27 protein-coding genes are annotated in these 26087 nt (G+C 33.2%); 16 read left to right on the forward strand and 11 right to left on the reverse strand.

Going from position 1 to position 26087, the window contains the following annotated elements:
• Positions 1–51 precede the first annotated feature (51 nt).
• The 5 genes from secA to LPB248_RS16525 all read right to left on the reverse strand — a co-directional run bounded on the left by secA (position 52) and on the right by LPB248_RS16525 (position 5817).
• The gene (secA, locus tag LPB248_RS16505; protein ID WP_177212392.1) at positions 52–3396 is read right to left on the reverse strand and encodes a preprotein translocase subunit SecA; all 3345 of its coding nucleotides are present in this window, start codon (positions 3394–3396) and stop codon (positions 52–54) included.
• An 86-nt stretch (positions 3397–3482) separates the two neighbouring features.
• Positions 3483–3704, reverse strand: a complete 222-nt coding sequence (locus LPB248_RS16510) for a DUF2795 domain-containing protein (protein WP_007138072.1) — start codon at positions 3702–3704, stop codon at positions 3483–3485.
• A gap of 217 nt (positions 3705–3921) precedes the next feature.
• Positions 3922–4491, reverse strand: a complete 570-nt coding sequence (locus LPB248_RS16515) for a cob(I)yrinic acid a,c-diamide adenosyltransferase (protein ID WP_111378383.1) — start codon at positions 4489–4491, stop codon at positions 3922–3924.
• Positions 4492–4538: 47 nt separating this feature from the next.
• A complete protein-coding gene (locus LPB248_RS16520) occupies positions 4539–5102 on the reverse strand; it encodes a hypothetical protein (RefSeq protein WP_177212393.1) in 564 nt (187 codons plus the stop codon).
• Positions 5103–5109: 7 nt separating this feature from the next.
• Complete coding sequence (locus LPB248_RS16525; protein WP_177212394.1) at positions 5110–5817, reverse strand: ABC transporter ATP-binding protein; 708 nt, start codon at positions 5815–5817, stop codon at positions 5110–5112.
• Positions 5818–6107: 290 nt separating this feature from the next.
• Here LPB248_RS16525 and LPB248_RS16530 point away from each other — a divergent pair, with 290 nt between their 5' ends.
• On the forward strand, positions 6108–6767 hold the full coding sequence (locus tag LPB248_RS16530; protein WP_177212395.1) for a DUF6565 domain-containing protein: 660 nt from the start codon (positions 6108–6110) through the stop codon (positions 6765–6767).
• Between the two features lie 315 nt (positions 6768–7082).
• On the opposite strand, the gene LPB248_RS16535 is transcribed toward LPB248_RS16530, so the two are convergent.
• The 5 genes from LPB248_RS16535 to LPB248_RS16555 all read right to left on the reverse strand — a co-directional run bounded on the left by LPB248_RS16535 (position 7083) and on the right by LPB248_RS16555 (position 11960).
• On the reverse strand, positions 7083–7484 hold the full coding sequence (locus LPB248_RS16535) for a helix-turn-helix domain-containing protein (RefSeq protein ID WP_177212396.1): 402 nt from the start codon (positions 7482–7484) through the stop codon (positions 7083–7085).
• A gap of 176 nt (positions 7485–7660) precedes the next feature.
• Positions 7661–8440, reverse strand: a complete 780-nt coding sequence (locus LPB248_RS16540) for an O-methyltransferase (protein WP_177212397.1) — start codon at positions 8438–8440, stop codon at positions 7661–7663.
• Positions 8441–8468: 28 nt separating this feature from the next.
• Positions 8469–8939, reverse strand: coding sequence for an FKBP-type peptidyl-prolyl cis-trans isomerase (locus LPB248_RS16545; RefSeq protein WP_177212398.1), 471 nt, complete (start codon positions 8937–8939; stop codon positions 8469–8471).
• 102 nt (positions 8940–9041) lie between these two features.
• Positions 9042–10904, reverse strand: coding sequence for an ABC-F family ATP-binding cassette domain-containing protein (locus tag LPB248_RS16550; RefSeq protein WP_177212399.1), 1863 nt, complete (start codon positions 10902–10904; stop codon positions 9042–9044).
• Positions 10905–10994: 90 nt separating this feature from the next.
• Entirely contained in the window at positions 10995–11960 is a 966-nt protein-coding gene (locus LPB248_RS16555) for a T9SS C-terminal target domain-containing protein (protein WP_177212400.1), read from the reverse strand.
• Between the two features lie 150 nt (positions 11961–12110).
• Between LPB248_RS16555 and LPB248_RS16560 the strand changes: the two genes are divergently transcribed.
• Entirely contained in the window at positions 12111–13529 is a 1419-nt protein-coding gene (locus tag LPB248_RS16560) for an undecaprenyl-phosphate glucose phosphotransferase (protein WP_255462962.1), read from the forward strand.
• A gap of 6 nt (positions 13530–13535) precedes the next feature.
• On the opposite strand, the gene LPB248_RS16565 is transcribed toward LPB248_RS16560, so the two are convergent.
• Positions 13536–14273, reverse strand: coding sequence for a tyrosine-protein phosphatase (locus LPB248_RS16565; protein ID WP_177212401.1), 738 nt, complete (start codon positions 14271–14273; stop codon positions 13536–13538).
• A 111-nt stretch (positions 14274–14384) separates the two neighbouring features.
• Here LPB248_RS16565 and LPB248_RS16570 point away from each other — a divergent pair, with 111 nt between their 5' ends.
• The 14 genes from LPB248_RS16570 (at position 14385) to LPB248_RS16635 (ending at position 26063) form a co-directional block, all read left to right on the forward strand.
• Entirely contained in the window at positions 14385–15575 is a 1191-nt protein-coding gene (locus tag LPB248_RS16570) for a DUF5009 domain-containing protein (RefSeq protein ID WP_177212402.1), read from the forward strand.
• 144 nt (positions 15576–15719) lie between these two features.
• Positions 15720–16874: a hypothetical protein gene (locus LPB248_RS16575; protein ID WP_255462963.1), complete on the forward strand. Its 1155-nt coding sequence runs from the start codon at positions 15720–15722 to the stop codon at positions 16872–16874.
• A 31-nt stretch (positions 16875–16905) separates the two neighbouring features.
• Positions 16906–18069 (forward strand): glycosyltransferase family 2 protein, encoded by a 1164-nt coding sequence (locus LPB248_RS16580; protein WP_177212403.1) that lies wholly within the window; start codon positions 16906–16908, stop codon positions 18067–18069.
• An 84-nt stretch (positions 18070–18153) separates the two neighbouring features.
• Positions 18154–19512: a dihydrolipoamide acetyltransferase family protein gene (locus LPB248_RS16585; RefSeq protein WP_177212404.1), complete on the forward strand. Its 1359-nt coding sequence runs from the start codon at positions 18154–18156 to the stop codon at positions 19510–19512.
• A gap of 219 nt (positions 19513–19731) precedes the next feature.
• Positions 19732–20502: a 3'-5' exonuclease gene (locus LPB248_RS16590; protein ID WP_177212405.1), complete on the forward strand. Its 771-nt coding sequence runs from the start codon at positions 19732–19734 to the stop codon at positions 20500–20502.
• Between the two features lie 83 nt (positions 20503–20585).
• The gene (locus LPB248_RS16595) at positions 20586–21197 is read left to right on the forward strand and encodes a fumarylacetoacetate hydrolase family protein (protein WP_177212406.1); all 612 of its coding nucleotides are present in this window, start codon (positions 20586–20588) and stop codon (positions 21195–21197) included.
• Positions 21197–21541, forward strand: a complete 345-nt coding sequence (locus LPB248_RS16600; RefSeq protein ID WP_008468078.1) for an Hpt domain-containing protein — start codon at positions 21197–21199, stop codon at positions 21539–21541. Before LPB248_RS16595 ends, LPB248_RS16600 begins: the two co-directional genes overlap by 1 nt.
• 175 nt (positions 21542–21716) lie before the next feature.
• Complete coding sequence (locus LPB248_RS16605; RefSeq protein WP_177212407.1) at positions 21717–22970, forward strand: CinA family nicotinamide mononucleotide deamidase-related protein; 1254 nt, start codon at positions 21717–21719, stop codon at positions 22968–22970.
• 71 nt (positions 22971–23041) lie between these two features.
• Complete coding sequence (rpmB, locus tag LPB248_RS16610; RefSeq protein ID WP_008468080.1) at positions 23042–23278, forward strand: 50S ribosomal protein L28; 237 nt, start codon at positions 23042–23044, stop codon at positions 23276–23278.
• Between the two features lie 27 nt (positions 23279–23305).
• Positions 23306–23488 carry a 50S ribosomal protein L33 gene (gene rpmG, locus LPB248_RS16615; protein ID WP_011963553.1) on the forward strand — a complete coding sequence of 61 codons (183 nt, stop codon included), beginning with the start codon at positions 23306–23308 and terminating at the stop codon, positions 23486–23488.
• Between the two features lie 77 nt (positions 23489–23565).
• Positions 23566–23718 (forward strand): DUF4295 domain-containing protein, encoded by a 153-nt coding sequence (locus LPB248_RS16620; protein ID WP_008468081.1) that lies wholly within the window; start codon positions 23566–23568, stop codon positions 23716–23718.
• Positions 23719–23905: 187 nt separating this feature from the next.
• A complete protein-coding gene (gene ftsY / locus LPB248_RS16625) occupies positions 23906–24859 on the forward strand; it encodes a signal recognition particle-docking protein FtsY (protein ID WP_177212408.1) in 954 nt (317 codons plus the stop codon).
• Between the two features lie 486 nt (positions 24860–25345).
• Positions 25346–25786 (forward strand): lipocalin family protein, encoded by a 441-nt coding sequence (locus tag LPB248_RS16630; protein ID WP_177212409.1) that lies wholly within the window; start codon positions 25346–25348, stop codon positions 25784–25786.
• Positions 25767–26063 (forward strand): DUF721 domain-containing protein, encoded by a 297-nt coding sequence (locus LPB248_RS16635; RefSeq protein ID WP_177212410.1) that lies wholly within the window; start codon positions 25767–25769, stop codon positions 26061–26063. The genes LPB248_RS16630 and LPB248_RS16635 overlap by 20 nt, the downstream gene beginning before the upstream one ends.
• Positions 26064–26087 lie beyond the last annotated feature (24 nt).

The raw sequence follows: 26087 nt of genomic DNA on the forward strand, positions 1-26087 counted from the left end.
GCCAGTTGGTAAACTGCGACTGAATACCGCGACTGAATACTTAAAAAATATTTAGTTAATCAAAACCCAAGTTCCAGCTGCGATTAAAGCTTCCGCTTTTTTGTACTTCATTGTTTCTGTTTTACCAGTAGCAATTTCTTGAACAACAACAGTATCATTTCTGTTGATTTTTGGCATATCTCTAACGATAGTTTCAGTCACTTGACGCTGTTGAGTTTCTCCAGCTTCACGGTTCATGCTCTCGCTGTTTGGAATTTCGTCTTTACTTAATTGTAAGTTTTCTTTTGGACGAGCTACTTCTCTTGCTTCGTGAATTTCAGGAACGTTTTGAGCTGGTAAATCACCTTTGAATAAGAATGAAATTACTTCTTTGTTTACGTTGTCCAGCATTCCTCTAAACAAGTTGAAAGCTTCTAATTTGTAGATTAGCAATGGATCTTTTTGCTCGTGAACAGCCAATTGAACAGATTGTTTCAATTCGTCCATTTTACGTAAGTGTTTTTTCCAAGCTTCATCAACAATAGAAAGAGTGATGTTTTTCTCGAAATCGGCAATCAATTGAGCACCTTCGCTCTCATAAGCTTTTTTCAAGTCAGTAACCACATTCAAAGTTTTGATTCCGTCTGTAAATGGAACTACAATTCTTTCAAAATGATTGTTTGGCTCTTCGTATACTCCTTTAATAATTGGGAAAGCTTCTCTTGCACTTCTTTCAGTTTTTTCTGTGTAGAAAGCTAAAGCTTCTTTATATACTTTTCCAGTAACTTCAATATCAGATAATTTTAAGAAATCTGCTTCAGAAATTGGAGATGTGATTCCGAAATAACGAATTAAATCAAATTCAAATCCTTTAAAATCATTTGCTACTTTACTGTTGCTTACAATTAATTCGCAAGTATCATAAAGCATATTCGCAATATCCAGTTTCAAACGCTCACCAAATAAAGCATGGCGACGACGTTTGTAAACTACTTCACGTTGAGAGTTCATTACGTCATCATATTCTAATAAACGTTTACGAACACCAAAGTTATTTTCTTCTACTTTTTTCTGAGCACGTTCGATAGATTTAGTCATCATAGAATGCTGAATAACTTCACCTTCTTTTAATCCCATTCTGTCCATCACTTTCGCAACTCTTTCAGAACCGAATAAACGCATTAAGTTATCTTCAAGAGAAACATAGAATTGAGAACTTCCTGGATCTCCTTGACGACCAGAACGACCACGTAACTGTCTGTCTACACGACGAGAATCATGACGCTCTGTACCAACGATTGCTAAACCTCCCGCAGCTTTTACTTCTGGAGATAATTTAATATCGGTACCACGACCAGCCATGTTTGTTGCAATTGTTACAACTCCAGCTTTACCAGCTTCTTCAACGATTTGTGCTTCTTGCTTGTGCATTTTAGCATTCAATACGTTGTGTGTGATTCCTCTCATTTTAAGCATACGGCTTAATAATTCTGAAATCTCTACAGACGTTGTTCCAATTAATACTGGTCTTCCAGCTTGAGATAATTCGGTAACATCTTCGATTACAGCGTTGAATTTTTCACGTGTTGTTTTGTAGATGTAATCTTCTTTGTCAATTCTTGCAATTCCACGGTTTGTTGGAATTTCAACAACGTCTAATTTATAGATTTGCCATAACTCACCAGCTTCTGTAACCGCTGTACCCGTCATACCTGCCAACTTGTTGTACATTCTGAAATAGTTCTGTAATGTAACAGTTGCGAAAGTTTGAGTAGCAGCTTCGATTTTTACGTTTTCTTTTGCTTCAATCGCTTGGTGAAGACCGTCTGAGTAACGACGTCCATCCATGATACGACCTGTTTGCTCATCGACAATCATAATTTTGTTGTCCATGATCACATACTCTACGTCTTTTTCGAATAAAGCATACGCTTTTAAAAGTTGCGTAAGAGTGTGGATACGCTCGCTTTTTACACCAAAATCTTGGAATAATCTTTCTTTAGCTTCCGCTTCAGCGTCTTTGTCTAATTTTTGTTTTTCAATCGCAGCGATTTCTGTTCCAATGTCTGGTAACACAAAGAAATCTGCATCTGTATCTCCAGAAAGGTATTTAATACCATTGTCTGTTAATTCTACCTGATTGTTTTTTTCTTCAATCACAAAATACAAAGCTTCGTCAACTTTGTGCATTTCACGATTGTTATCTTGCATATATTGATTTTCAGTTTTTTGAAGCAATTGTTTAATTCCTTCTTCACTTAAAAATTTAATTAATGCTTTATTTTTAGGTAAACTTCTGTAAGCTCTTAATAATAAGAAACCTCCGTCTTTAGTATTTCCTTCTTTGATTAATTTTTTAGCTTCAGCTAAGAAACCATTTGCTAACTGACGTTGTTGTGCAACTAAGTTTTCAATTTTTGGTTTCAATTCGTTGAATTCGTGACGATCTCCTTGAGGAACTGGTCCAGAAATGATAAGCGGAGTTCTAGCATCATCAATTAATACAGAGTCAACCTCGTCGACAATTGCAAAATTGTGTTTTCTCTGCACTAAATCGCTAGGAGAGTGAGCCATGTTATCTCTTAAGTAGTCAAAACCAAACTCATTGTTAGTTCCGTAAGTGATATCAGCGTCGTATGCTTTCTTTCTTTGTTCTGTACTAGGCTGGTGATTGTCGATACAATCTACAGATAAACCGTGGAATTCGAATAAAGGAGCTTTCCAAGTACTATCACGTTTTGCTAAGTAGTCATTCACCGTTACTAAGTGAACTCCGTTTCCTGTCAAAGCATTTAAGTAAAGAGGAAGAGTAGCAACCAAAGTTTTACCTTCTCCCGTTTGCATTTCGGCAACTTTACCTTCGTGCAATACCATACCACCAATTAACTGAACATCGTAGTGAATCATGTCCCAAGTGATATCTTTTCCAGCAGCATTCCATTTGTTTGCCCAGATCGCTTTTTCGCCATCAATAGTAATGTATGATTTTGTTGCTGAGAATTCGCGGTCTTTTGCAGTTGCAGTTACCTCGATATGTGAGTTTTCTTTAAAACGACGAGCCGTTTCTTTTACTACAGAAAAAGCTTCTGGAAGAATTTCCAATAAAGTTTTTTCAGAGATTTCATAAGCCTCTTTTTCAAGAGCATCTATAGCATCGTAAATATCTTCTCTTTTATCGATGTCTTCGATGTTCTCTACTTCTGCTTTAAGCGAAGCAATTTTAGCATCTTTATCAGCTCTAGCTTCTTTTATTCTATCTTTAAAATAAACGGTTCTAGCTCTTAATTCGTCATTTGAAAGACTCATTAAAGGAGCTTCGAACGTTTTGATTTTGTTTAAGTAAGGTTGTAAAGCTTTGACATCTTTTTGCGACTTATCGCCAACAAAGACTTTAATAATACTGTTTATGAAACTCATGATTTATTGTATTTCTTTATTATATAATATGTATTTGAACCAAAAAAAAAGTCTCTATGATGAGACTTTTTTCTTTGGTTTATTTTTTAATATTCATCCTCATTCCAAAGATAATCTTCGTCTGTTGGATAATCAGGCCAAATTTCTTCCATTGATTCATATATCTCGCCTTCATCTTCGATTGACTGAAGGTTTTCTACTACCTCTAATGGAGCACCTGCTCTAATAGCGTAGTCTATAAGTTCATCTTTGTTAGCAGGCCATGGCGCATCACTTAAATAAGATGCTAATTCTAATGTCCAATACATCTGTTATCTGTTTAGTTTGTGCAAAAATAAATTTTTTACTGAAAAAGACAAGTAAATTTTGATTTATTTTAATAAAATTTAAGAACGTCCTTGTTAGTACTCAGTTTTCAGTGACAGTTTTCAGTTTTTAAAGCTAAAATTTGCTGACAATTACTGTGTTTTTAAGTATTCAGTTTTTGTGTGAGCTTGCAGTCAGAAAACTGAAAACCATAACTGTTTACTTACGCGGAATCCATTTCACTTCATCTGCTTTTAAGTCTGAGGACAACTTTCGTGCCAAGACAAAAAGGTAGTCAGAAAGTCGGTTTAAGTATGTGATTGCTATTTCTGGAACGTGCTCATTATGACTTAAATGCACTGCTAAACGTTCTGCGCGACGGCAAATACAGCGTGCTATATGACAATGTGACACGGTTGGATGGCCACCAGGTAAAACAAAATGCGTCATTGGCGGAAGACTTTCGTCCATTTTATCAATTTCATTTTCGAGTAATTCGATATCCGAATCAATTATGCCGAGATTTTCCAAGCGAAGTTTCCCGTTTTTTAAAACTTCTTTCTCTTGTGGAGTTGCCAAAATGGCACCAACTGTAAAAAGACGATCTTGAATTTCGATTAAAATCGTTTTATAATGCGAATCCATTTCTTGATCACGGATTAACCCTATATAAGAATTTAACTCATCAACAGTTCCGTAACTGTCAATTCTGATATGATCTTTTGGTACACGCGTTCCTCCAAAAAGAGCCGTTGTGCCTTTGTCGCCTGTTTTGGTATATACTTTCATTTTTTTTTAAGATGCTAAGGTTCTGAGGTTCTGAGATGCTAAGTTTTTTAGTTTTGTGTGAAACCAAGTTCATCATTCAGTTCGGTTAATTTTTTTTGAGCTTGATTGTTGAAGTTGCCACTTGCTACATCAACAAAATGAGCCGTAGATTGGAGCTGGTAACAAGTTAAGCAAATTTGCGTTTGACAAATAACAGCGCCGTTTTTAAAATATATAAATGCAAGTCGCGGTTCGTAACATCCTGAAATATTTGGATTTTTGTATGTTTTTTTATTTCCAATGATTGCATTTAACCTTGAAATTTGATTGTGACTAAGCTTTTTTGTCTGGCTAATAGTATTTATATAATTTCCTTTTTCATTAATTGGATAAAAAAAATGTTCACCTGCAAAACCTATATAGTTTACTCCGATCACAGAATCACATTTAATTTCTTTATTGTAGGATAGAGTAGGGTCTATTTTTAAGTTGGCCATTTTATCGTTTAACCAAAATATTTTTGTTTTAGGTGTTTTGAGTGGTAATTCTGGATACTGATTCTCCGGTTTTGAAACATTTTTACATGATGTTAAAATCAAAAACGCCAATAAAAAATATTTTATGATTCGCATTTATTTCCTAAATCTTATTACTTTGAAATTCTTTAGCCGTATCACTTTCGATTAAACCATCTCTTAAACGAATAATTCTGTGCGCATAAGCCGCAATATCTTCTTCATGAGTTACAAGAATTACAGTGTTTCCTTGTGCGTGAATATCTCCAAAAAGTTTCATGATTTCTACAGAAGTCTTACTGTCTAAGTTTCCTGTTGGCTCATCGGCTAGAATGATTGAAGGTTTATTGACCAAAGCTCTTGCTACAGCAACACGCTGGCGCTGTCCTCCAGAAAGCTGATTCGGCTGGTGATCCATTCTGTCTGCTAGGTTAACCTGTTTTAAAACTTCGGTTGCGCGGGCTATTCTTTCAGATTTGCCGTAACCAGCATAAATCATAGGCAACGCAACATTGTCTAACGCAGTTGTTCTTGGCAAAAGATTGAAAGTCTGAAAAACAAAACCAATTTCTTTGTTTCTGATTTCGGCCAGTTCATCATCTTTCATTTTGCTGACATCTTTTCCATTTAAAATATAACGACCAGAAGTTGGTGTATCTAAACAGCCTAATAAATTCATTAAGGTAGATTTTCCTGATCCTGAAGGTCCCATTAAAGCAACGTATTCTCCTTTTTGAATTTCTAAATCTATTCCTTTTAAAACATAAACAATTTCATTTCCTAAAGTAAAATTTCGTTTAATGTCGGTTATTTTAATTAATGGTTCAGCCATTTCGTTTTACAATTTTGGATTTAAAAGTACAAAACACTTTTCAATAAAAAGGATAAGTAGTTCAGAATTGGTTTTTGTTACAAAGTTCATTTGTTAATGCCCTTTTGTATAATGCATTTAAAAAAAAGAAAAATGTTATATGTTTTTAAAGATATTTTGTATAATTATCATTATTTTTTAGGTTTTATAATTTTAAGATGTTTTTAATTTTAAAAACATGATAATAATGTAATTTATTAAGATAAGTGTTTGGTAAATTTGATTAATCAATTAATTAAATAATCAAGATTATGAAAAATATCAAAATAGCTACAGGAATTGCTTTATTAGTATTAGGGTTAACATCGTGTAAAGATGAAAAACAAGAAAGAGCTCAAAAAACAGTAGACAACTATGTAATCTATGTTGACTCTGTTAAAAATGTGGCAGCTGCTGACTTAAAAGACAATTGGAAAAGTGTAGAAGCAGAATATGATAAAAGATCTCAAGAAGCGCAAGCTGCTTTGGCAGATATTAAAGACAATGCTGCCGCAACAGAAAAAATAAATGCAAGTAAAATTAAGTACGAGGAATTTAAAAATGAAATGACCGCCCAATTTGCCCCTCCAGCTCCTAGTCCGAAACAACAATTAAGAGATGCTTTGTTTGGTGCAGGAAAAATAGGTGATGATATGAATTTTGACTGGGTGAATGCTAAGAATATTCATAGTGTTTATCAGCAGTTTGTTCATACTGTAGAAAATAACAAAGACAAATATTCTAGAGAAGACTGGGATGAAGTTAAGTTAATGTATGAAGCTCTTGATAGCCGCAAAAATACAGTTGAAAAAGAAGGTCTTACTGCTGAGGATAACCGAAAAATTGCTGGTTTGAAAATCAAATTTGCACCAATGTATACTGTAAACAGAATGGGAGCTAAATCTGAAGAAAACAAAGATGCAAAAAAATAAGATTTTAATATTTTGAATTAGAAATGAAAAAGACGATCAGAATTGATCGTCTTTTTTTTATGCTTCAGAGAAGCAAAATATTTATAGAATTACAATAAAACGAATTAAAAAAAGCTCCAGAGGAGTGGCATATATTAAGGCTGTATAAAACTATACCGCTCCTCTGGAGCTTTATGGCTCTTAACATTTATTCTTTGCTATAAATATTTAACCCCGCTAGGGTTTTTACAGATAAAATAAATATTTAAACATTCCATCCAGCAAAAAAGCTGTTCTTTTCAAACAGCTTTTTTTATGACTTGAGCATTTACTCAATTATTTGCTAATTAGTTTTTCAAGCCTTGCCATCATTTCATCTTTCTCTTTCAACATACGTTCATAAAGAGCTATTTTTTCTTCATGCAATTGAATAATCTTTTCAATTGGATTGTAGTTGTTAATTACCAAACCAGTTGCGTAATCATGGGTGTTAAATGTACTTGCAATAACATTTACGGCCTGTTCTTCATCAAAATTTTGAAAAGCTTCAACAGGAATTTTCAAGGAATTGGAAATTTGTTTAAGTAGATTATCTTCAATTATGTCTTTTTGTTCTAGCATAGAAATTTTTTTCTGATTCCAGTCTTCTCCCAAATCATAAGCCAGCGCTTCTTGTTTAATGCCAAGCATCTCTCTAAAACGTTTTACGTTTCTTCCCTGATGAATTTTCTGTTCCATAATCAATGTCGTTTTTCTAAAGGGTTAAAGATAAACCTATCGGTGCTAAAAAATCTGAATTTCAAAGATAAAAAAACATCTTATAAAACATCTTTTTTTTGTCAGATATTATATCTAAATTTAGAATGAATTATCTTAATCTGTTTGCTTAAATATTCAAGCGAAAGGCAGTAAATTTATGCTCGTATTATAAAATGCTCTTTTGGTTGCTCTCTTCTAAAGAATACGAAACCCCATTGAAAAGTATCAATTGTGACTTTTACTTTTGGGTGATTTTTTATAATCTCCCAAGCTTCTTCCATATCTTCTGACCAATGAATATCGTCAAAAATCCAAACAGAATCATTGTCGATAGTTGATAGTAAAAGGTCAAAATATTCTAAAGTTGCTTTTTTAGAATGATTTCCATCAAAATAGATAAGGTTGTAATTTGTTGCTTGAATGTTTTCAGAAATTAAAAAAGATTCAAACTCAGAAATTACATTTTCTACATTATTGCAATCAAATTCTACTAATTGATTTTGGGCAACATTTGCTGTGTTTGGACAGCCCTCAATTGTAACTACTTTTGCTTTCGGATTTCCTAAAGCCAACGCAGAAGTTGCTAAACCTAAAGATGTTCCTATTTCGAGAATAGTTGAAGGCTGAAAATAATTGGTAACTCGAAATAATAATTCTGCCCGTTTTGGCGAAATTCCTGCTGTTTGAGCAATTTTAGAAATCTGTCTTCTGTTTGATTTAAAAACTTTAGAGCCTGCTCCAAAATCGGTTACTTCAATGAAGTTTTTATTTTCTAAAAGCGTTTTTCTATATTTTTTAAGAATGGCGTATTCCGGTTTAGGTTTCTTATCATAAAAGCATTTTGTAAGCAAACTAAAAACGAATGGAGAATGAACTGCATGTTCGTTTTTAGAATGCCAAAGAAATTTAAGATAAGATTGTATTTGAAACAGCACTCTTAGAATGTTTTGTTCTTCAGATTGATTAATTTACAGAAACGAGTTTTATTTCAAAAATTAAAACAGAGCCAGCAGGAATGTTTTGAACCTTGCTGCTTCCATATCCCAAATGAGCGGGAACGAATAATATACCGCTTCCACCTTCTTTAAAAAATGGTAATCCTTCCTGCCATCCTAAGATTAATTTACTTAATGGGAAAGTTGCTCCAGAAGCATTCTGGTCAAAAACAGTTCCGTTGGTAAGAGTACCTTTATAAATAACGGTAACATTTGACTGTGAAGTAGGCTGTTTTCCTGTTCCTTCTTCTGTAAGAATATAATGTAGGCCAGTACTTGTTTTTTGTGCTGTTAGATTATTTTTAGTTAAATAATCTGTAATTTCTTTTTCGTTTTCAACGCTATAATCTATTTTTTCTGGAATTCTTTCTAATCCTGAATCACTTGTACAAGAAATAAAAAATGTCAAGATAGAAAATGCTGCTAATAATTTTTTCATGTGGTACTTATTTTAAAAGTCGTAAATATATAAATTAGTTTTCTAGTTGCAGTGAGTGTTTATAGATATTAACATTCATGGCCGAGATCTGAAAACTAAAATTTACCCTTCAAGTTTAGCAGAAAGTTCAAACCAGCGTTCTTCTTTTGCGTCTATTTTGTTTATGATATTTTGAAGTTCATTGGCTTTTTTCTCAATATCAGCATCGGCGACTTTCCCATCAGAGAATAATTTTTCGATTTTAGCCTTTTCGATTTCTAAATCTTTAATTTCTCGTTCAATTTTCTGATATTCTTTTTGCTCATTGAAGCTTAAGTTTCCGGTTGGATTATTTTGTTTCCAATCTTTCTTTTCAGCTTTGTTTTCTTCTTTTTGAGCAATATCTGCACTATCTTCATAAGCTCTAAAGTCAGAGTAGTTTCCTGGGAAATTTTCGATTTCGCCTTGACCTCTAAAGACAAATAAGTGATCTACAATTTTATCCATAAAATAACGGTCGTGAGAAACTACCAATAAACATCCTGGATAATCTAAAAGGAAACTTTCTAAAACGTTAAGTGTTACAATATCCAAATCGTTTGTTGGCTCATCAAGAATCAAAAAGTTTGGATTCTGAATTAAAACCGTACATAAATACAAACGTTTTAATTCTCCACCGCTTAATTTCTCAACATAATCGTATTGTTTTTTTGCATCAAAAAGAAAACGCTCCAATAGTTGCGAGGCCGAAATAATTTTTCCTTTAGTAAGTGGAATATATTCTCCGTATTCTTTTATAATATCAATAACACGTTGCCCAGGTTTTGGATTAATTCCAGACTGTGTATAATATCCAATTTTAATAGTATCTCCTTTTACAACACGCCCACTGTCAGGTGGAATTGTTCCTGTAAGCAGATTTAAGAAAGTCGATTTTCCAGTTCCATTTTTACCAATAATTCCGATTCTTTCGCCACGCTGAAAATCAAAACTAAAGTTATCTAGAATAACACGGTCTTTGAATTTTTTAGAAAGTTTGTGAAGCTCGATAATTTTGCTTCCCATTCTTTCCATGTTTATCTCAAGCTCAACTTTGTTTTCTTTTCGTCGACTTTGCGCTTTTTCTTTAATAATGTAAAAGTCATCCTGACGCGATTTCGATTTAGTCGTTCTCGCTTTTGGCTGACGGCGCATCCATTCTAATTCTTTTACAAATAAGTTTTTGGCTTTATCAACACTGGCATTTTCAGAAGTGATTCTTTCTTCTTTTTTCTGTAGATAATAAGAATAGTTTCCTTTGTATTGATATAGTTTTCCGTTGTCTAACTCAATAATTTCGTTACAGACACGTTCCAAAAAGAAACGGTCGTGCGTTACCATAAACAGCGTAATGTTTTCTTTAGCAAAATAACTTTCAAGCCATTCGATCATTTCAAGATCTAAGTGGTTGGTAGGCTCATCTAGAATCAATAAATCTGGACGATTGATTAGGATTATAGCCAAAGAAAGACGTTTTTTCTGTCCACCAGAAAGATTCTTCACTTTAAGTTTGAAATCTTCCAGTTTTAATTTGAACAAAATCTGTTTATACTGCGTTTCAAAATCCCATGCATTATGCTGATCCATTGCATCGAAGGCTTTTTGATACGCTTCTTCGTCAGAAGGATTTTCTAAAGCTTTTTCATAAGCCTCAATTACTTTAAGCGTTTCGTTGTCTGATGCGAAAATACTTTCTTCAATTGTAAGTTCGTCCTGAAGATTATTGTCTTGAGAAAGAAATGCCATTCTGATTCCTTTTCGTAAAACAACTTGTCCAGTATCTGGTTCTTCCAATCCGTTAATAATGCTCATGATGGTTGTTTTTCCAGAACCATTTTTTGCAATAAAAGCGATTTTTTGGTCTTTGTTGATTCCAAAAGAAATGTTGTCAAAAAGGACTCTTTCGCCAAATGACTTCGATATATTTTCTACAGATAAGTAATTCACTTTGTAAGTATGAGTTATAAAATTATGAGTTATGAATGTTTCTAAAACATAACTTTCTGCAAAAGTAAACTATTATCTTGCATTTGCGAATTATTTATGGAGATACAAACTGAGGACTGAACTCAAATCAAAATAATGAATTTGCTGTGGATTGTTTAAAATAGGTTTTCGAACCAGAGATTCATTTGTCATAAAATAATGAAGTCCATCTTTTGTTGCAATTCCTTCTATTTGGTGAAAAGGAAGTTTTATATCGATTCGTCTTTTATTTCCAGACAGAAAATCGTGATTTTTAAAATCGTAGAGCAGATATAAAAACGGTTTTCCAACTTTGGTATAGCCACACAAAGTAATTAATTTTTTATCTTCTAAATAAGTTGCGCCAGTGACCAAACCTTTGGTGTCAAGTATGGCTTTGAGTTTTGCAGTTTGCGTTCCTTCTTGCTTAGATAAAACATAAATATTGGTTTTAGATGATTTCCATTGTTTGGTAAACAGATAAATGCTGTCTTTAGAAACAATAAAAGCTTCACAGTCAAAATTAGTTTTATTGGGTTTTGAAGCAGTAAAATCAGTTTGGTCAGAATAAGAAAATGTAATGGTTTCAATTTTTGGATTAACTTCTAGAAAAGATTTTTTTTCGATTTTAAGGATTCTTAAATCCGATCGGTTTCCAGCATAATTATTTCCAAAATCTCCAACATAAATATGAGTATCATCTTGCGATATTTCTTCCCAATCATGATTGATAACTGCCGGAAGAACAACTTTCTTTTTAATTTTTCCGAGAGAATCTAATCCGTAAATCGTTGTGTCATGATCGTCATTGTGTGTCCAAAGTAGGTTTTCAAAGGCAATCAATCCAGAAGTTTCTTTAATTGAATCGCTTAAACGAATAGAGTATTCAGGTTTTATTTTTAAGTTCTTATAGTGGCAATTCGCGTCATTTCTTTCAAAATTTGAACCACAATTTTCTGCCTGCGGATCTGTACAGCCAGGATTTTGAGCATAAACCGAAGCGGTGATGGTTAGAAAGAAAAATACAATTTTTAGCATAAGTGCAATGTTAAGTCTGCATAAGATAAAAGTAAAGTTTTAAATAATAGAACGAAATAAGTATTTAAAAAATATAATTTAAATGTTATTTTGCATCACATTAAATGTAAAAGTCTTTTTTATTCTTTTTGGATAAAACTACGCCCCGCAATGAAAATTTTACAAAAATTATCACACTACCGAATTTCACGTTATTATAAACTTTTGTTTGTAGTAGTTGATATTGTATTATTGAATCTTGCGACTATTCTTTCGGCCTTGGCAAGGTTTGGCAATTTAGATAAATTACTATCTAAAGACGAAAGAACAGTTTCGCTTTTAGCCATTTTAATATGGGTTGCTTTATTGCTTCAAAAAGATTCTAATAGAAGCGTGAGGGTAGAGCCAATAGAATCGATATTGTGGAGAACAATCAAAAAGATTTCTATTCATGCCGCTTTGGTTTCGATATTCGTGGTTTACTTAAAATACGTTGATATTTCAAGACTTCGTTTGGTTTATTTTTACCTGATATTTTTTGGATTGCTGATGATTTCTCGTTATTTATCAATGAAGCTTTTAAAATATGTTCGAGCAAAAGGATATAATTTTAAGACTTTTATAATCGTAGGCGCCAATAAGTCTGGTGAAAAAATTCGTAAAGTTCTAGCAAGAGATCTTACGTTTGGCTACCGTTTTTTAGGTTTTTTTGACGAAATAATTGATAATCAAATTGTTGATCCGGATTTAATTATTGGAAAATTTGAAGATGTTGAAAAATTCGTTATCGATAAAAAGATTGACGAGATATATGTTGCATTGCATATTGACAATATTGAAATTATTAATGAGCTGACTAGAATTTGCGAGCAAAATATGATTCGTATCAAATTCATTCCCGATTTTCAGCTTTATACAAAAGCAAGTAAAGTAGAAGTAGCTTTTTATGAAAATACGCCAGTCTTAATGTTTCGTCCAGAGCCGCTAGAATTTGCATCCAACAGACTTTTGAAAAAGGCTTTCGATATCTGTTTTTCAGGTCTTGTAATTCTACTTATCTTTCCTTGGCTGTTTCCGATTATCATGATTATTATCAAACTCGAATCACCAGGCCCTATCTTTTTTAAGCAAGAAAGATCGGGGAGAGACAATAGATCGTTTATGTGTATAAAGTTTAGAAGTATGTATGTAAATGGTCTGGCGCATAATAAACAAGCAGAAAAAGGAGATAGTCGAATAACTAAATTTGGTGCTTTTATCCGTAAAACAAGTATAGACGAACTGCCACAATTTTTTAATGTTTTTATTGGAGATATGTCCGTTGTAGGGCCAAGACCACACATGGTTAATCTTGCAAAAGAGTATAGCGATCTTATTAATAATTATTTGGTGCGCCAATACGCTAAACCTGGAATTACTGGCTGGGCACAAGTAAATGGTTTTAGAGGAGAAACTAAAGTCTTAAGCGATATGGAAAATAGAGTAGAATACGATATTTGGTATATCGAAAATTGGAGTTTTCTGCTAGATATTAAGATTATTGTAAAGACTGTTATCAATATTTTTAAAGGAGAAGAAAACGCCTATTAAGCTTTTTTAGAATTTAAAAAACTGATTATTAGCAATCACTTCTTTTAAAGATGCGATATTTTTGGTTTTAATTTTATCTTCAAAAGCTGCAATATGTTTTTTATGATGAACATCGGTTCCGCAAAAATCATACATTCCTTTTGCTAAAAGAGCATCGGTTGTTTTAGCAATCTGCGAGCCATAATATTCTACAGTCGAAAGCAGATTTAGCTGAAAAAGACAGCCTGCATTTTTTAATTTTTCATATTCCGAAAATTTGTTGTGATAAAAAACATATCGTTCCGGATGTGCCAAAACTGGAATATAACCTGCGACTTGTATCTCAAAAATGGTTTTGTAAATATTTAGAGGCGCATTTAAATAAGACATTTCTACCAAAACATAATTGTCTTTTAAAGTCAGCAGTTTTTCTTCTTTAAAATGATTTTCGAACCAGCTGTCTATAAAATATTCGGCAGCAGCCTGAAGAGGTATATTGATTTTGCTTTCTTCTAATACCTTTTGGGTGTCTTGAAGTTTAGATTGAATAATCTCTGCAGAATTATTCCAAACATAATGATTGATATGCGGAGAAGTTATAATTTGGGAAACTCCAAGCGATTTCAAAGACGAAACCAACTCAATTGATTTTGTCATGTTTTTTGCTCCGTCATCAATTCCTGGTAAAATATGAGAATGAATATCGACAAAATTGCCATCAAGCAGTTCTTTTAATGCTGGTTTTGATTTGAGGAATGATAACATGTAACAAAAATGTATAAATCAGTTTTATAACACGCAAAATTAGTAGAGAATTTGTAACAAGACATTTTAGAATTATACTATATTTGATTTTTAGTAAAAAAGTAAAAAATTATGAAAATAAAAGAGAATCTGTTTAATCAGCGTATTATTTCTATTGATGCTTTGCGTGGAATTACCATTTTTGTAATGATTTTTGTAAACGAACTTGCGAGTATTCAAAATGTGCCACAATGGATGAAACACATGCCCGCAGATGCCGATGCGATGACTTTTGTAGATTTAGTTTTTCCTGCTTTTTTATTTATTGTCGGAATGTCTGTTCCGTTTGCTTTTAATGCTAGACTTATAAAAGGCGACAGCCCGAAAACTATCTGGACTCATACTGTAAAAAGAGCGATTGCGCTCATTATAATTGGTGTTTTTATGGTTAATGCCGAATATGGATATGATGCGGCAAAAATGATTATCACGCCAGCATTTTGGGGACTTTTGGCGTATAGTATGCCTATTCCGATTTGGAATAAATATCCAAAAGATTTTCCTGTTTGGTTAAAAAATGTGCTTCAATATGGAGGGATTTTAGTTCTCATCGCACTTTATTTCATTTATGTGCAAGATACTGGAGATCGCGGAATGACGCCAAAATGGTGGGGAATTCTAGGATTAATAGGTTGGGCATATCTTTTTACAGTAATTTATTATTGGCTGGTTTCAGGAAACTTATGGGCAATGATTGGACTTTTAGTTTTTTCTGTAATTATGAATTCCCTTAATTTAACTGAAAACTCTTTTGTTCACAGCACTTCTTGGTTAAGCTTTATAGCAGGACATCTTACACATGTTTCTTTGGCTTCTGCCGGAATTATAATTTCATTATTATTTTTTGATCGAAAAATTAGCTCCAAAATCAATTGGCCAGTAATTGGTTTTATTGCTTTATTTACAATAACAGCAATCTTGCTTCGCCCGTATTTTGGAATATCAAAAATCAAAGGCACGCCTTCTTGGACAATGTTCTCGGCAGCAATTTGCACCGTCCTTTTCTATTTTCTGTATTGGCTGATGGAAGTTAAAAAGCAGACGAAATGGAGCGAATTCTTCATGCCTGCAGCTGCAAACCCGTTATTGATATATATTTTGCCAGGCGTAATTTATTACTTCTGTAAAGCTTTTAACTTTCATATAATACCAGGATATTTCAGAGAAGGCGTTCCAGGAATTTTATGGTCTCTGGTGTTTTCAATAATTATGCTTTTTGTAATGAAGATTTTGAATAGATATAAAATTCAGCTACATCTTTAGAGTTTTCAGTTTGTCAACTGAGACTCAAAACCGCGACTGAAAACTTTCCTCAAAATCGACCTTAATATTCTTAATAAAATTTTAAATTTGTAAGAGACGGATTTTAAAATATTGTTAGTGAATGGTTTAAAAATTAAATACATTTTGATTTTATTTTTAATAGGATCGTTTTGTCAGGCTCAAAACGATAGTACTGCCGTGGAAACCCGGGATATCTTAGACGTCATTCATAAAATTTTTGATAAACAAGATACTATTCGTCCAGATAGAAAACGAAAACTGGCTTTTTCTTTATTGCCTGTTCCGGTCGGTGTTAATTCCAGTAATGGTTTGGTCGTCTCTTTTCTGACTACTTTTTACTTGGGAGATGCAGAAAAAACCAAAATGTCTCAGATTACCTTTTCGCCTTATTTTAGTTTCAGCAATCAATTTGTATTTCCGATCCAATCTTATATTTATACAAGTGACAATAAATGGAATCTTATGGGAGATTATCGGTATATGATTTATCCTCAAGATACTTACGGTTTGGGAGAAGATAATACAAAAAAGGAGATTTCTACGCTCGATTATCAGCAATGGCGTTTTTATCAGTTTATAACAAGACAGATTGTCGGTAATTATCGTTTAGGAGTTGGTTTTCTTTTTGACAATTACAAAAATATTTCTGAAGAATCTTATATAGACGGAGAAACAGATTATTATAAATATATGAATGGTGATTATTCTGATGAGACTTCTTTCGGATTTGCAATTCAAGGTTTGTACGATTCTAGAGAAAATATTATTAATCCCGAACAAGGTCTGTACGTCGAAGCTGATTTGCGAATCAATACTAGTGGAGTAGAAGGAGACAAATGGCAATCTTTGTATTTTGATGCTCGAAAATACCATTCTTTTAGTAAAACCAAACATCGGGTTTGGGCATCAAGAGCTTTCTTTTGGTCTACTTTTGGAGGGAAACCGCATTATTTGGATCTCCCAAGTATTGGCTGGGATCGTGAAGGAAAAACAGGGCGTGGATTCACCAAAAATAGATATCGCAGCAATGCTTTAATTTATTTTGAGACCGAATACAGAACCGATATCAGCCGTAACGGTTTTTTTGGTGCTGTATTTTTTACCAATGTTTCTTCAGTTTCTAAACTTGATACGTACGAATTTAAAAAATGGAATCCGGCAGTTGGAACCGGAATTCGCATTAAATGGAATAAACGTAACGGCAGTAATTTGGCTCTAGATTACGGAATCAGTAAAAACGACTGGTCGCTTCGCTTAGGGTTATCAGAAAATTTCTAACTTCGGCCAAAATCTACAGACTTAATTATTCATGCAATTATCGATTGTTATTTTAAATTACAATGTGTGTTACTTTCTCGAACAATGCCTTTTAAGTGTTCAGGAAGCAATTGCATCAATAGATGCAGAAATTATTGTAATCGATAATAATTCATCAGACGAAAGTGTTTTGATGATGAAAGAAAAATTTCCTGACGTAAAACTGATTGAAAACAAAGAAAATTTTGGTTTCCCAAAAGGAAATAATATTGGTGTTCGTCAAGCGAAAGGAAAGTACGTTTGCATTTTAAATCCTGATACTGTCGTTGCAGAAGATACTTTCATAAAGATTTTGGCTTTCGCCGAAAGGCAAAACAATCTAGGAATTATTGGCTGTAAATTGATTGACGGAATAGGGGCGTTTCTTCCAGAAAGCAAACGTGGCATTCCGACGCCTTGGGTGGCTTTCACAAAAATCTTCGGATTGTATAAAATCTTTCCCAAAGCAAAACTTTTTAATCAATATTATGCTCAGCATTTAAGTGAAAATGAAAGCGGAAAAGTAGATATTCTCGTTGGCGCTTTTATGTTTTTAGAAAGAAAACTGTATGAAGATTTAAATGGTTTTGACGAAAACTGTTTTATGTATGCGGATGATATTGATTTGTCATATCGGGCTTTACAAATGGGAAAAACAAATCTCTACTTTCATGAAACTACAGTTTTGCATTATAAAGGAGAAAGCACGATAAAAGACGAAAAGTATATGATGCGTTTTCAAGAAGCCATGAATTTCTTTTATCAGAAACATTTTAAGAAATCGCAGTTCTTTAGTATCTTTATTCAAATAGGTGCATTTTTGTTTTCAATAGCTAAAATGTTTCAAGGAAAACCAAAAGAAAATCCATTGCCGGAAAGTTATTTTGTATGCTCCGAAAATGAGAATTTCGCTAAAAAACTGGCTTCGATTTTGGAAAATAAAGTTGCTTTTTTAGATTTCAAAGGAGAAAAAATGGTAAATTCGTGCCTAATTTTAAAGGGTAAAAAGGCAGAGATCATTTTGGATAATCACTATATTTCATTCAAAAAATGTATCGAAATCATAGAAACTCTTAAAGATAAGCAGGTTACTTTTAAAATTTTTCCCAAAAATACGGGTTTTATTATTGGAAGTAATTCAAGGAATGACAGAGGGCAAATCGTGAAAATTGAGTAAAAAATTATATTAAGTGTAATTTATGTTTAAAATTTTCATTAATTTCGCAATCTGAAAATCAAAAACATCTTTTAGATTAACAATATGGCAAGATTTGAATTAAAGCTTCCTAAAATGGGAGAAAGTGTCGCTGAAGCAACCATAACAAACTGGTTGAAAGAGGTTGGAGACAAAATTGAGGCTGATGAAGCCGTACTCGAAATTGCAACAGATAAAGTTGACAGCGAAGTGCCTAGTGAAGTATCAGGAATTTTAGTTGAGCAATTGTTTGGTAAAGATGATTTAGTGCAAGTAGGGCAGACTATTGCCATTATTGAAACTGAAGGAGGAGAAACAGTAGCTCCAGAAGCTGTAAATGCTGTTCAAGAAACTGCCGCTCCTGCAGAAGTCGCTGAGATCGAAAAAACAATCGAATCGGTTAAAGAAACGGTAACTTCTCAAGATTTTTCAGGATCAGATAAATTCTTTTCTCCATTAGTAAAAAATATTGCAAAAGAAGAAGGTCTTTCTTTAAACGAACTTGAAAATATTGCAGGTTCTGGAAAAGATGGACGTGTGACTAAAGAAGATATTCTAAAATATGTAGAAGCTCGTAAATCGGGCGCTGTTCAAGTTCCTCAAGCGGTTGAAACAGCTCCAAAAGTGACTGTTGAAACTCCGAAAGTTGAAGCGCCAAAAGCTGTTGAGCCAGCTGTTCAAAAAAGCCAGCAAGCGGTTCCAGTTTCTGTAAACGGTGCTGACGAAATCGTAGAAATGGACAGAATGCGTAAACTGATTTCTGGTTATATGACCGCTTCGGTTCAAACTTCTGCTCACGTACAATCATTTATTGAGGTTGACGTAACGAACATTGTAAAATGGAGAGATAAAGTAAAAACAGCTTTCGAAAAAAGAGAAGGCGAGAAATTGACTTTTACTCCAATTATGATGGAGGCAGTTGCAAAAGCTTTAAAAGATTTTCCGGGAATGAATATTTCTGTTGACGGAGATTATATCATTAAAAAGAAAAATATCAATTTAGGAATGGCGGCAGCATTGCCAAACGGAAATTTAATTGTTCCTGTAATTAAAAATGCAGATCAGTTGAATTTGGTTGGAATGGCAAAAGCGGTTAACGATTTAGGAAACCGTGCAAAAGCTGGAAAACTAAAACCAGACGATACGCAAGGCGGAACTTATACAGTTACAAACGTTGGTACTTTTGGCAGTGTATTCGGAACGCCGATTATCAATCAGCCACAAGTTGGAATTCTAGCTCTTGGAGCAATTCGTAAAGTGCCTGCAGTTATTGAAACTCCAGAAGGTGACTTTATCGGAATTCGTCAAAAAATGTTCTTATCTCACTCTTACGATCATAGAGTTGTAGATGGTGCTTTAGGAGGAAGTTTTGTGAAAAGAGTAGCAGAATATTTAGAGGCTTTTGATGTAGATAGAGATTTCTAAAATTCATTTTAAAAATAAATTCAAATCCGACTGGTTTTAAACTTGTCGGATTTTTTCTTTTGTAAGAAAAGAATTAAGCAGTAATACGCAGACTTATTAAGGGCTTGTTTTTTAAAAGTTAAAATTGCATAATTGAAAGCATTTTTCGACAAAAAAAATCAGAATAAGGGAAGATATTCCGCTTTAAAAATTACATTTGTAAACTTATAAAAATTAGAAATGGAATTAAAACTTAACAAGCCAATTTGCTTTTTTGATCTCGAAACAACGGGAATTGATATTGGTAAAGATAGAATCGTAGAAATTTCAATATTCAAAGTTTTTCCTAACGGAAACAAAGAAAGTAAAACCTGGCTGGTTAATCCAACAATTCCAATTCCTCCACAAACAACTGCAGTTCATGGCATCACTGATGAAAAAGTTGCTAACGAACCTACTTTTGCAGAACTTGCTCTGCATATTCATAATATGATAAAAGACAGTGATCTTGGCGGATTTAATTCAGATCGTTTTGATATTCCTCTTTTAGCAGAAGAACTGCTTCGTGCAGGAGTTGATTTTGATATGAAAAATAAAGTTTCTGTAGATGTGCAGACTATTTTTCATAAAATGGAAGAGCGTACCTTGAGTGCTGCTTTGAAATTTTATTGTGGAAAAAATTTGGATAATGCACATTCGGCAGAAGCAGATACAATGGCTACTTACGAAATCTTGAAAGCGCAATTAGATCGTTATCCAGAATTAGAAAATGACATGAAATCTTTATCTGAATTTACAACACGTAAAAAAATAGCAGATTTTGCCGGAATGATTGCTTTTGATAAAGATGACGAAGAAATTTTTACTTTTGGAAAACATAAAGGCGCAAAAGTGGAGAAGGTTCTAGAAACAGAGCCAGGATATTTCAGCTGGATACAAAATGCTGATTTTCCTTTATATACCAAAAAAGTTTTGACAGCAATTAAATTAAGAAAATTAAATACGAAGTAAGCTTCTAAGGCGCTAAGTTTCTAAGGTTCTGAGTTTTTGCCTTAGAAACTTAGTGTCTTAGCATCTTAGAAACTTAAAATAGAATGAAGATTATCTGTGTCGGCAGGAACTATGCCAATCATATAGAAGAGTTGAAAAACGAGCGTCCGAGTGAGCCTGTTGTTTTTATGAAGCCTGATTCTGCGGTTTTGCTGAAACAGCATCCGTTTGTAATTCCAGAGTTTTCTGAAGATGTTCATCATGAAGTTGAAATAATCGTAAAGATTAATAAAGTTGGGAAATATATTGAGCCAAAATTTGCTCATAAATATTATGATGAAATAAGTGTGGGAATCGATTTTACTGCTCGAGACTTGCAAAGTAAATTGAAAGAAAAAGGGCTTCCGTGGGAAAAAGCCAAGGCTTTTGATGGTTCAGCAGTTATTGGTGATTTTTTGCCAAAAACTGATTTTGTTTCTATGGAAAATCTTAATTTTGAATTAAGAAGCAATTCGGAAACAGTTCAAAAAGGAAACTCGAGTATGATGCTTTGGAAGATTGATGAATTAATCTCACATGTGTCTCAGTTTTTTACTTTAAAAATTGGAGATATTATTTTTACAGGAACGCCGGCAGGTGTTGCAGCTGTAAAACCAAATGATGTTTTAGAAGGCTTTTTAGAAGATAAAAAAATATTCAGAATACAAGTAAAATAATGGCTTTAAAGTACAACCTTTCGAAAGTTTATGCGCTTTCAGATAACGATCCTGAATTTGTAAATCAGATTTTAACTTTATTTGTTACAGAAGTACCAGAAGATTTAAAACAAATCAAAGAAGGAATTAAGAAGAAGGATCATAAATACGCCTATTCCTATGCTCATAAAATAAAGCCTACATTGGATTTAATGGGATTAAATGTGGCTTTTGAAGAAATTTTGCAAGTAGAAGCTTGGACAAAAGCTGAAGGCAAGAAAAAAGATATTATCGAAACTTTTAAAAGTATTAAGGTACAAGTAAAAGAAGCGATTAAAGAAATTAAAAAAGATTTTGATCTTTAATATAAAATTTGACTTATTCCTGTTTTAAAGGAATAAGTCAAAACATTTTTTAGATTTTGTAAGCAGGCTTATAGTTTGTAAAAGCCGTTAATACCTTCCTCCAAGACAAAATTTAAATTTTCTACTTATAAATTATTGGCTTATTTATTTAAGCAACAAAAATATTTCACTGATTATGAAAGCAGCAATTATTACTATTGGAGATGAAATCTTAATTGGCCAAATCGTAGATACAAATTCGGCTTTTATTGCTAAATCACTCGATAGAATTGGAGTTGAGGTGGCAGAAATGCTGTCGATAAGCGATGACAAAAAACATATTTTAGATACTTTTGCTCAATTGCAAAACAAAGTTGATGTTGTTATTGTGACTGGCGGATTAGGACCGACAAAAGATGATGTTACAAAGAAAACATTTTGTGAATACTTTAATGATGAGTTAGTTGTAGATCAAAAAGTTTTAGCGCATGTAACAGAATTGATAGAAGGTTTTTATAAAAGACCAATTTCTCAGCTAAACAAAGATCAAGCTTTAGTTCCGTCAACTTGTACTGTTTTGCATAATAAAGTGGGAACAGCGCCGGGTATGTGGATGAAGAAGGAAAATACTGTTTTTATTTCGCTTCCAGGGGTTCCATATGAAATGAAATATTTGGTAGAGGAAGAAATAATTCCAAAAATTGTTCGCGAATACAAACGTCCGTACATTATTCATAAAACGATTTTGACTTATGGTCAAGGCGAAAGTTTAGTTGCAGAACGTATTGAGCAATGGGAGAATAATCTTCCAGAATTTATAAAATTGGCTTATTTGCCAAATCCGGGACGAGTTCGTTTGCGTTTGACCGCCAGAGGAACTAATAAAGAAGAGTTGGAAGAAGCAATAGAATCTAATGTTCAGTCTTTAGATGCTATAATCCATGATATAATTGTAGGCTACGAAGAAAACGAGACAATCGAAACAGTAATTGGTAAATTGCTTTCTAAACAAAGCAAAACAATCTCAACGGCAGAAAGTTGTACAGGAGGAAGAATTGCTTCGCTACTGTCGTCTGTTCCGGGTTCGTCAGGCTATTTTAAAGGAAGTGTTGTTTCTTACGTAACAGAAGCAAAAGTGAATGTTTTGGGAATTCCGCAAAATTTAATTGATCAGTTCTCGGTTGTAAGTGCTGAGGTTGCTTCGGCTATGGCGCTGAGTGTGAAAGATTTGCTGAAAACTGACTATGCTCTAGCAACGACAGGTAATGCGGGACCTTCAAAAGGTGATTCTGATGCCGAAATTGGAGCTGTTTTTATTGCTTTGGCAACTCCAGAGGGAGTAATTGTGGAGGAATTTAACTTCGGACAACCTCGTGAAAAAGTGATAGATAGGGCATCTATCAAGAGTTTGGAAATTTTACAGAAAGAAATTTTAAAATTTGTGCAATAATTTTTTGCTACAATGGTTTATTTTTCTTTTCTTTGCACCCTGATTTTGAATAACGATAAAAGATAAGTATAATGTCAAGAGTTTGTGACCTTACAGGTAAAAGAGCGATGGTAGGAAATAACGTTTCTCACGCTATGAACAAAACTAAGAGAAAGTTTTCTGTAAACTTAGTTAAAAAGCGTTTTTATCTTCCAGAAGAAGATAGATGGATTACTCTTAGAGTAGCAGCATCTACGATAAAAACAATTAATAAAAATGGAATCACTGCAGTTTTGAAAAAAGCGCAGTCAGAAGGATTTATCAAATAATCTTTTCCTAAATAAATATATAGCAAGATGGCAAAGAAAGGTAATAGAATCCAAGTAATTTTAGAATGTACTGAACACAAAGCTTCTGGTGTTGCAGGAACTTCTAGATATATTACAACTAAGAACAAAAAAAATACTCCAGACAGATTAGAGATTAAAAAATTTAATCCAGTTTTAAAAAGAGTAACTGTTCACAAAGAAATTAAGTAATAATTAGAGATTTTTATAAATCTCAAATGGTTTAGCCATTTCGAGTTTTATGAAAAACTTCAAATAACATTTGAATCATGGCAAAGAAAACCGTAGCATCGTTACAAACATCTTCTAAGAGATTATCAAAAGCCATCAAAATGGTAAAATCTCCTAAAACTGGTGCATATACATTCGTAGAATCTATTATGGCTCCTGAAGAAGTTGATGAATTCTTGAAAAAGAAATAATTACAATTACATTATATAGAAAAGCTACTTTCATTCGGAAGTAGCTTTTTTATTACCTATATTTGTCTAAAAATTTAAAGAATCGTAACAATTGGTCGTTTTTTAAAAAACAATTGCACTTTCTTTAAAGATTTGGATTTCTTGCCTGAAAATCGAGAAATCTAGTAAATCTAATAATCTACAAAAAATGAGTTTTTTTAAAAAATTATTCTCTAGCGAAAAAAAAGAGACTTTAGACAAAGGTCTTGAAAAAACAAAAACTACTTTTTTCTCGAAGTTAAGCAAAGCCGTTGCAGGAAAATCTAAAGTTGATGATGATGTTTTAGATAATCTGGAAGAAGTTCTTGTAGGTTCTGATGTTGGAGTAAATACTACATTAAAAATCATTGAAAGAATTGAAAAACGTGTTGCTGAAGATAAATATTTAGGAACAGATGAATTAAATCAGATTCTAAGAGATGAAATAGGTGCTTTACTGTCTGAAACAAATACAGGTGAAGCAACAGAATTTGAAGTTCCAAAAGATAAAAAGCCTTACGTTTTAATGGTTGTTGGAGTAAATGGTGTTGGAAAAACAACTACTATTGGTAAATTGGCATATCAGTTTAAAAAAGCGGGGCACAAAGTTGTTTTAGGTGCGGCGGATACTTTCCGTGCAGCGGCGATAGATCAGCTACAAGTTTGGGCTGACCGTGTTGGTGTGTCAATTGTAAGACAAAATATGGGAAGTGATCCAGCTTCTGTCGCTTTTGATACTTTGCAATCAGCTGTGGCTCAAAATGCAGATGTTGTTATTATTGATACAGCGGGGCGTCTTCACAATAAAGTGAATTTGATGAACGAACTGTCGAAAGTAAAACGTGTCATGCAGAAAGTGGTTGCTGATGCTCCTCACGACGTACTTTTGGTTTTAGATGGTTCAACAGGTCAGAATGCTTTTGAACAGGCGAAACAATTTACAGCAGCAACAGAAGTTACTTCATTAGCTGTAACTAAATTGGACGGAACTGCAAAAGGAGGAGTTGTAATTGGTATTTCAGACCAGTTTCAAATTCCAGTTAAATACATTGGTGTTGGCGAAGGAATTGAAGATTTGCAAGTCTTTAATAAATATGAATTCGTTGATAGTTTCTTTAAATAATTTACAATGAAAAATATATCAGCTTTAACGTTCTATTTTGCTAGTGTACTATCTTTTGTTTTGGCAAATGTTTTAAAGGATAAAAATCTTTCGATATACTATATTTTATTGGTTCTGGGAATAGTTTTATTCTTTTTGGGAGTCCTTAAAAGAATACGCTCTAATCGATAAATATAATTGAAAATTTATTGAGCCTTTAAATAGGATTCGTTTAGGCGTTTCTATTTGAAGGCTCTTTTTTATTAGGTATACCTCGCTTTGAAAAATACTTTATGGTGTTTTTTGATTTTTTATTTCTTTTGATGATTATAAGATTATCTTTGTAGTTCGATAAAATTTCTTTTGAAAACAGGAGCCCTAGCCCTGATGGGAGTGGCATCCTTTTGTGCCGGTGTTCGGCACAAAAGATAGAGCGGACAGCAGGAAATAGCTCCTAAATCTTCGACTTCATTTAAAGAAAAAGAATAAATTTTAATATTTTTAAGTATGAAAAACATTTTTGTGATTATGGTTTTTTCACTTTTGTTTGCAAGCTGTAAACAAGAAATAAAACCTGCAGATATTGCTAAACTAAATGGCTATTGGGAGATTGAAAAAGTGGTTTTTGATAAAGGAGAAGAGAAGGAGTATAAAATGAACGAGACTTTTGATTTTTTTCAAATTAAAAATAATAAAGGAATTCGAACGAAAGTGATGCCTCAGTTTGACGGAACGTTTTTGACCACAGACACTTTTGAGAATGTTTCAGTTCGTTTTGCAGGAGAACAAGTTTTTCTAGATTATAAAACGAAATATGCAAAATGGAGCGAAGAAATTATTTCGCTTTCAGATGACAAATTAGTGGTTAAAAACCCACAAAAAATAGAATATCATTATAAAAAAACTGGACCTGTAAATCTTCTGAACGATGGCGAAAAGACTAAATAGCGAAACAACAATAGGTGCTGTTTTACAGCAAATTATTCAGGTGAATAAATTGCAGCCTGGAATGGATGAAATTGATGTTCGTGAGGCTTGGAGGCAGCTTATGGGGAATGGTGTGAACACATATACCCGAAATGTTGTTTTGAAAGGCAGTACGCTTTATGTAGAATTAGGTTCTTCTGTTCTACGTGAAGAATTGGCTCACGGAAAATATAAAATCGTAAAAATGATCAATGAGGAATTAGGACGTGAAGTTGTGAAGGATGTCGTTTTGCGTTAGACTTCTTAGAATTTCAGATTTTAG

The organism is Flavobacterium sp. LPB0248 (assembly GCF_013388355.1).
Lineage (GTDB): Bacteria > Bacteroidota > Bacteroidia > Flavobacteriales > Flavobacteriaceae > Flavobacterium.

Excerpts from the sequence above, each read along its gene's own strand:
- secA (WP_177212392.1), bottom strand. The coding sequence starts at position 3,396 with ATGAGTTTCATAAACAGTATTATTAAAGTCTTTGTTGGCGATAAGTCG.
- LPB248_RS16510 (WP_007138072.1), bottom strand. The coding sequence starts at position 3,704 with ATGTATTGGACATTAGAATTAGCATCTTATTTAAGTGATGCGCCATGG.
- LPB248_RS16515 (WP_111378383.1), bottom strand. The coding sequence starts at position 4,491 with ATGAAAGTATATACCAAAACAGGCGACAAAGGCACAACGGCTCTTTTT.
- LPB248_RS16520 (WP_177212393.1), bottom strand. The coding sequence starts at position 5,102 with ATGCGAATCATAAAATATTTTTTATTGGCGTTTTTGATTTTAACATCA.
- LPB248_RS16525 (WP_177212394.1), bottom strand. The coding sequence starts at position 5,817 with ATGGCTGAACCATTAATTAAAATAACCGACATTAAACGAAATTTTACT.
- LPB248_RS16530 (WP_177212395.1), top strand. The coding sequence starts at position 6,108 with ATGAAAAATATCAAAATAGCTACAGGAATTGCTTTATTAGTATTAGGG.
- LPB248_RS16535 (WP_177212396.1), bottom strand. The coding sequence starts at position 7,484 with ATGGAACAGAAAATTCATCAGGGAAGAAACGTAAAACGTTTTAGAGAG.
- LPB248_RS16545 (WP_177212398.1), bottom strand. The coding sequence starts at position 8,939 with ATGAAAAAATTATTAGCAGCATTTTCTATCTTGACATTTTTTATTTCT.
- LPB248_RS16555 (WP_177212400.1), bottom strand. The coding sequence starts at position 11,960 with ATGCTAAAAATTGTATTTTTCTTTCTAACCATCACCGCTTCGGTTTAT.
- LPB248_RS16560 (WP_255462962.1), top strand. The coding sequence starts at position 12,111 with ATGAAAATTTTACAAAAATTATCACACTACCGAATTTCACGTTATTAT.
- LPB248_RS16565 (WP_177212401.1), bottom strand. The coding sequence starts at position 14,273 with ATGTTATCATTCCTCAAATCAAAACCAGCATTAAAAGAACTGCTTGAT.
- LPB248_RS16570 (WP_177212402.1), top strand. The coding sequence starts at position 14,385 with ATGAAAATAAAAGAGAATCTGTTTAATCAGCGTATTATTTCTATTGAT.
- LPB248_RS16580 (WP_177212403.1), top strand. The coding sequence starts at position 16,906 with ATGCAATTATCGATTGTTATTTTAAATTACAATGTGTGTTACTTTCTC.
- LPB248_RS16585 (WP_177212404.1), top strand. The coding sequence starts at position 18,154 with ATGGCAAGATTTGAATTAAAGCTTCCTAAAATGGGAGAAAGTGTCGCT.
- LPB248_RS16590 (WP_177212405.1), top strand. The coding sequence starts at position 19,732 with ATGGAATTAAAACTTAACAAGCCAATTTGCTTTTTTGATCTCGAAACA.
- LPB248_RS16595 (WP_177212406.1), top strand. The coding sequence starts at position 20,586 with ATGAAGATTATCTGTGTCGGCAGGAACTATGCCAATCATATAGAAGAG.
- LPB248_RS16600 (WP_008468078.1), top strand. The coding sequence starts at position 21,197 with ATGGCTTTAAAGTACAACCTTTCGAAAGTTTATGCGCTTTCAGATAAC.
- LPB248_RS16605 (WP_177212407.1), top strand. The coding sequence starts at position 21,717 with ATGAAAGCAGCAATTATTACTATTGGAGATGAAATCTTAATTGGCCAA.
- rpmB (WP_008468080.1), top strand. The coding sequence starts at position 23,042 with ATGTCAAGAGTTTGTGACCTTACAGGTAAAAGAGCGATGGTAGGAAAT.
- rpmG (WP_011963553.1), top strand. The coding sequence starts at position 23,306 with ATGGCAAAGAAAGGTAATAGAATCCAAGTAATTTTAGAATGTACTGAA.
- LPB248_RS16620 (WP_008468081.1), top strand. The coding sequence starts at position 23,566 with ATGGCAAAGAAAACCGTAGCATCGTTACAAACATCTTCTAAGAGATTA.
- ftsY (WP_177212408.1), top strand. The coding sequence starts at position 23,906 with ATGAGTTTTTTTAAAAAATTATTCTCTAGCGAAAAAAAAGAGACTTTA.
- LPB248_RS16630 (WP_177212409.1), top strand. The coding sequence starts at position 25,346 with ATGAAAAACATTTTTGTGATTATGGTTTTTTCACTTTTGTTTGCAAGC.
- LPB248_RS16635 (WP_177212410.1), top strand. The coding sequence starts at position 25,767 with ATGGCGAAAAGACTAAATAGCGAAACAACAATAGGTGCTGTTTTACAG.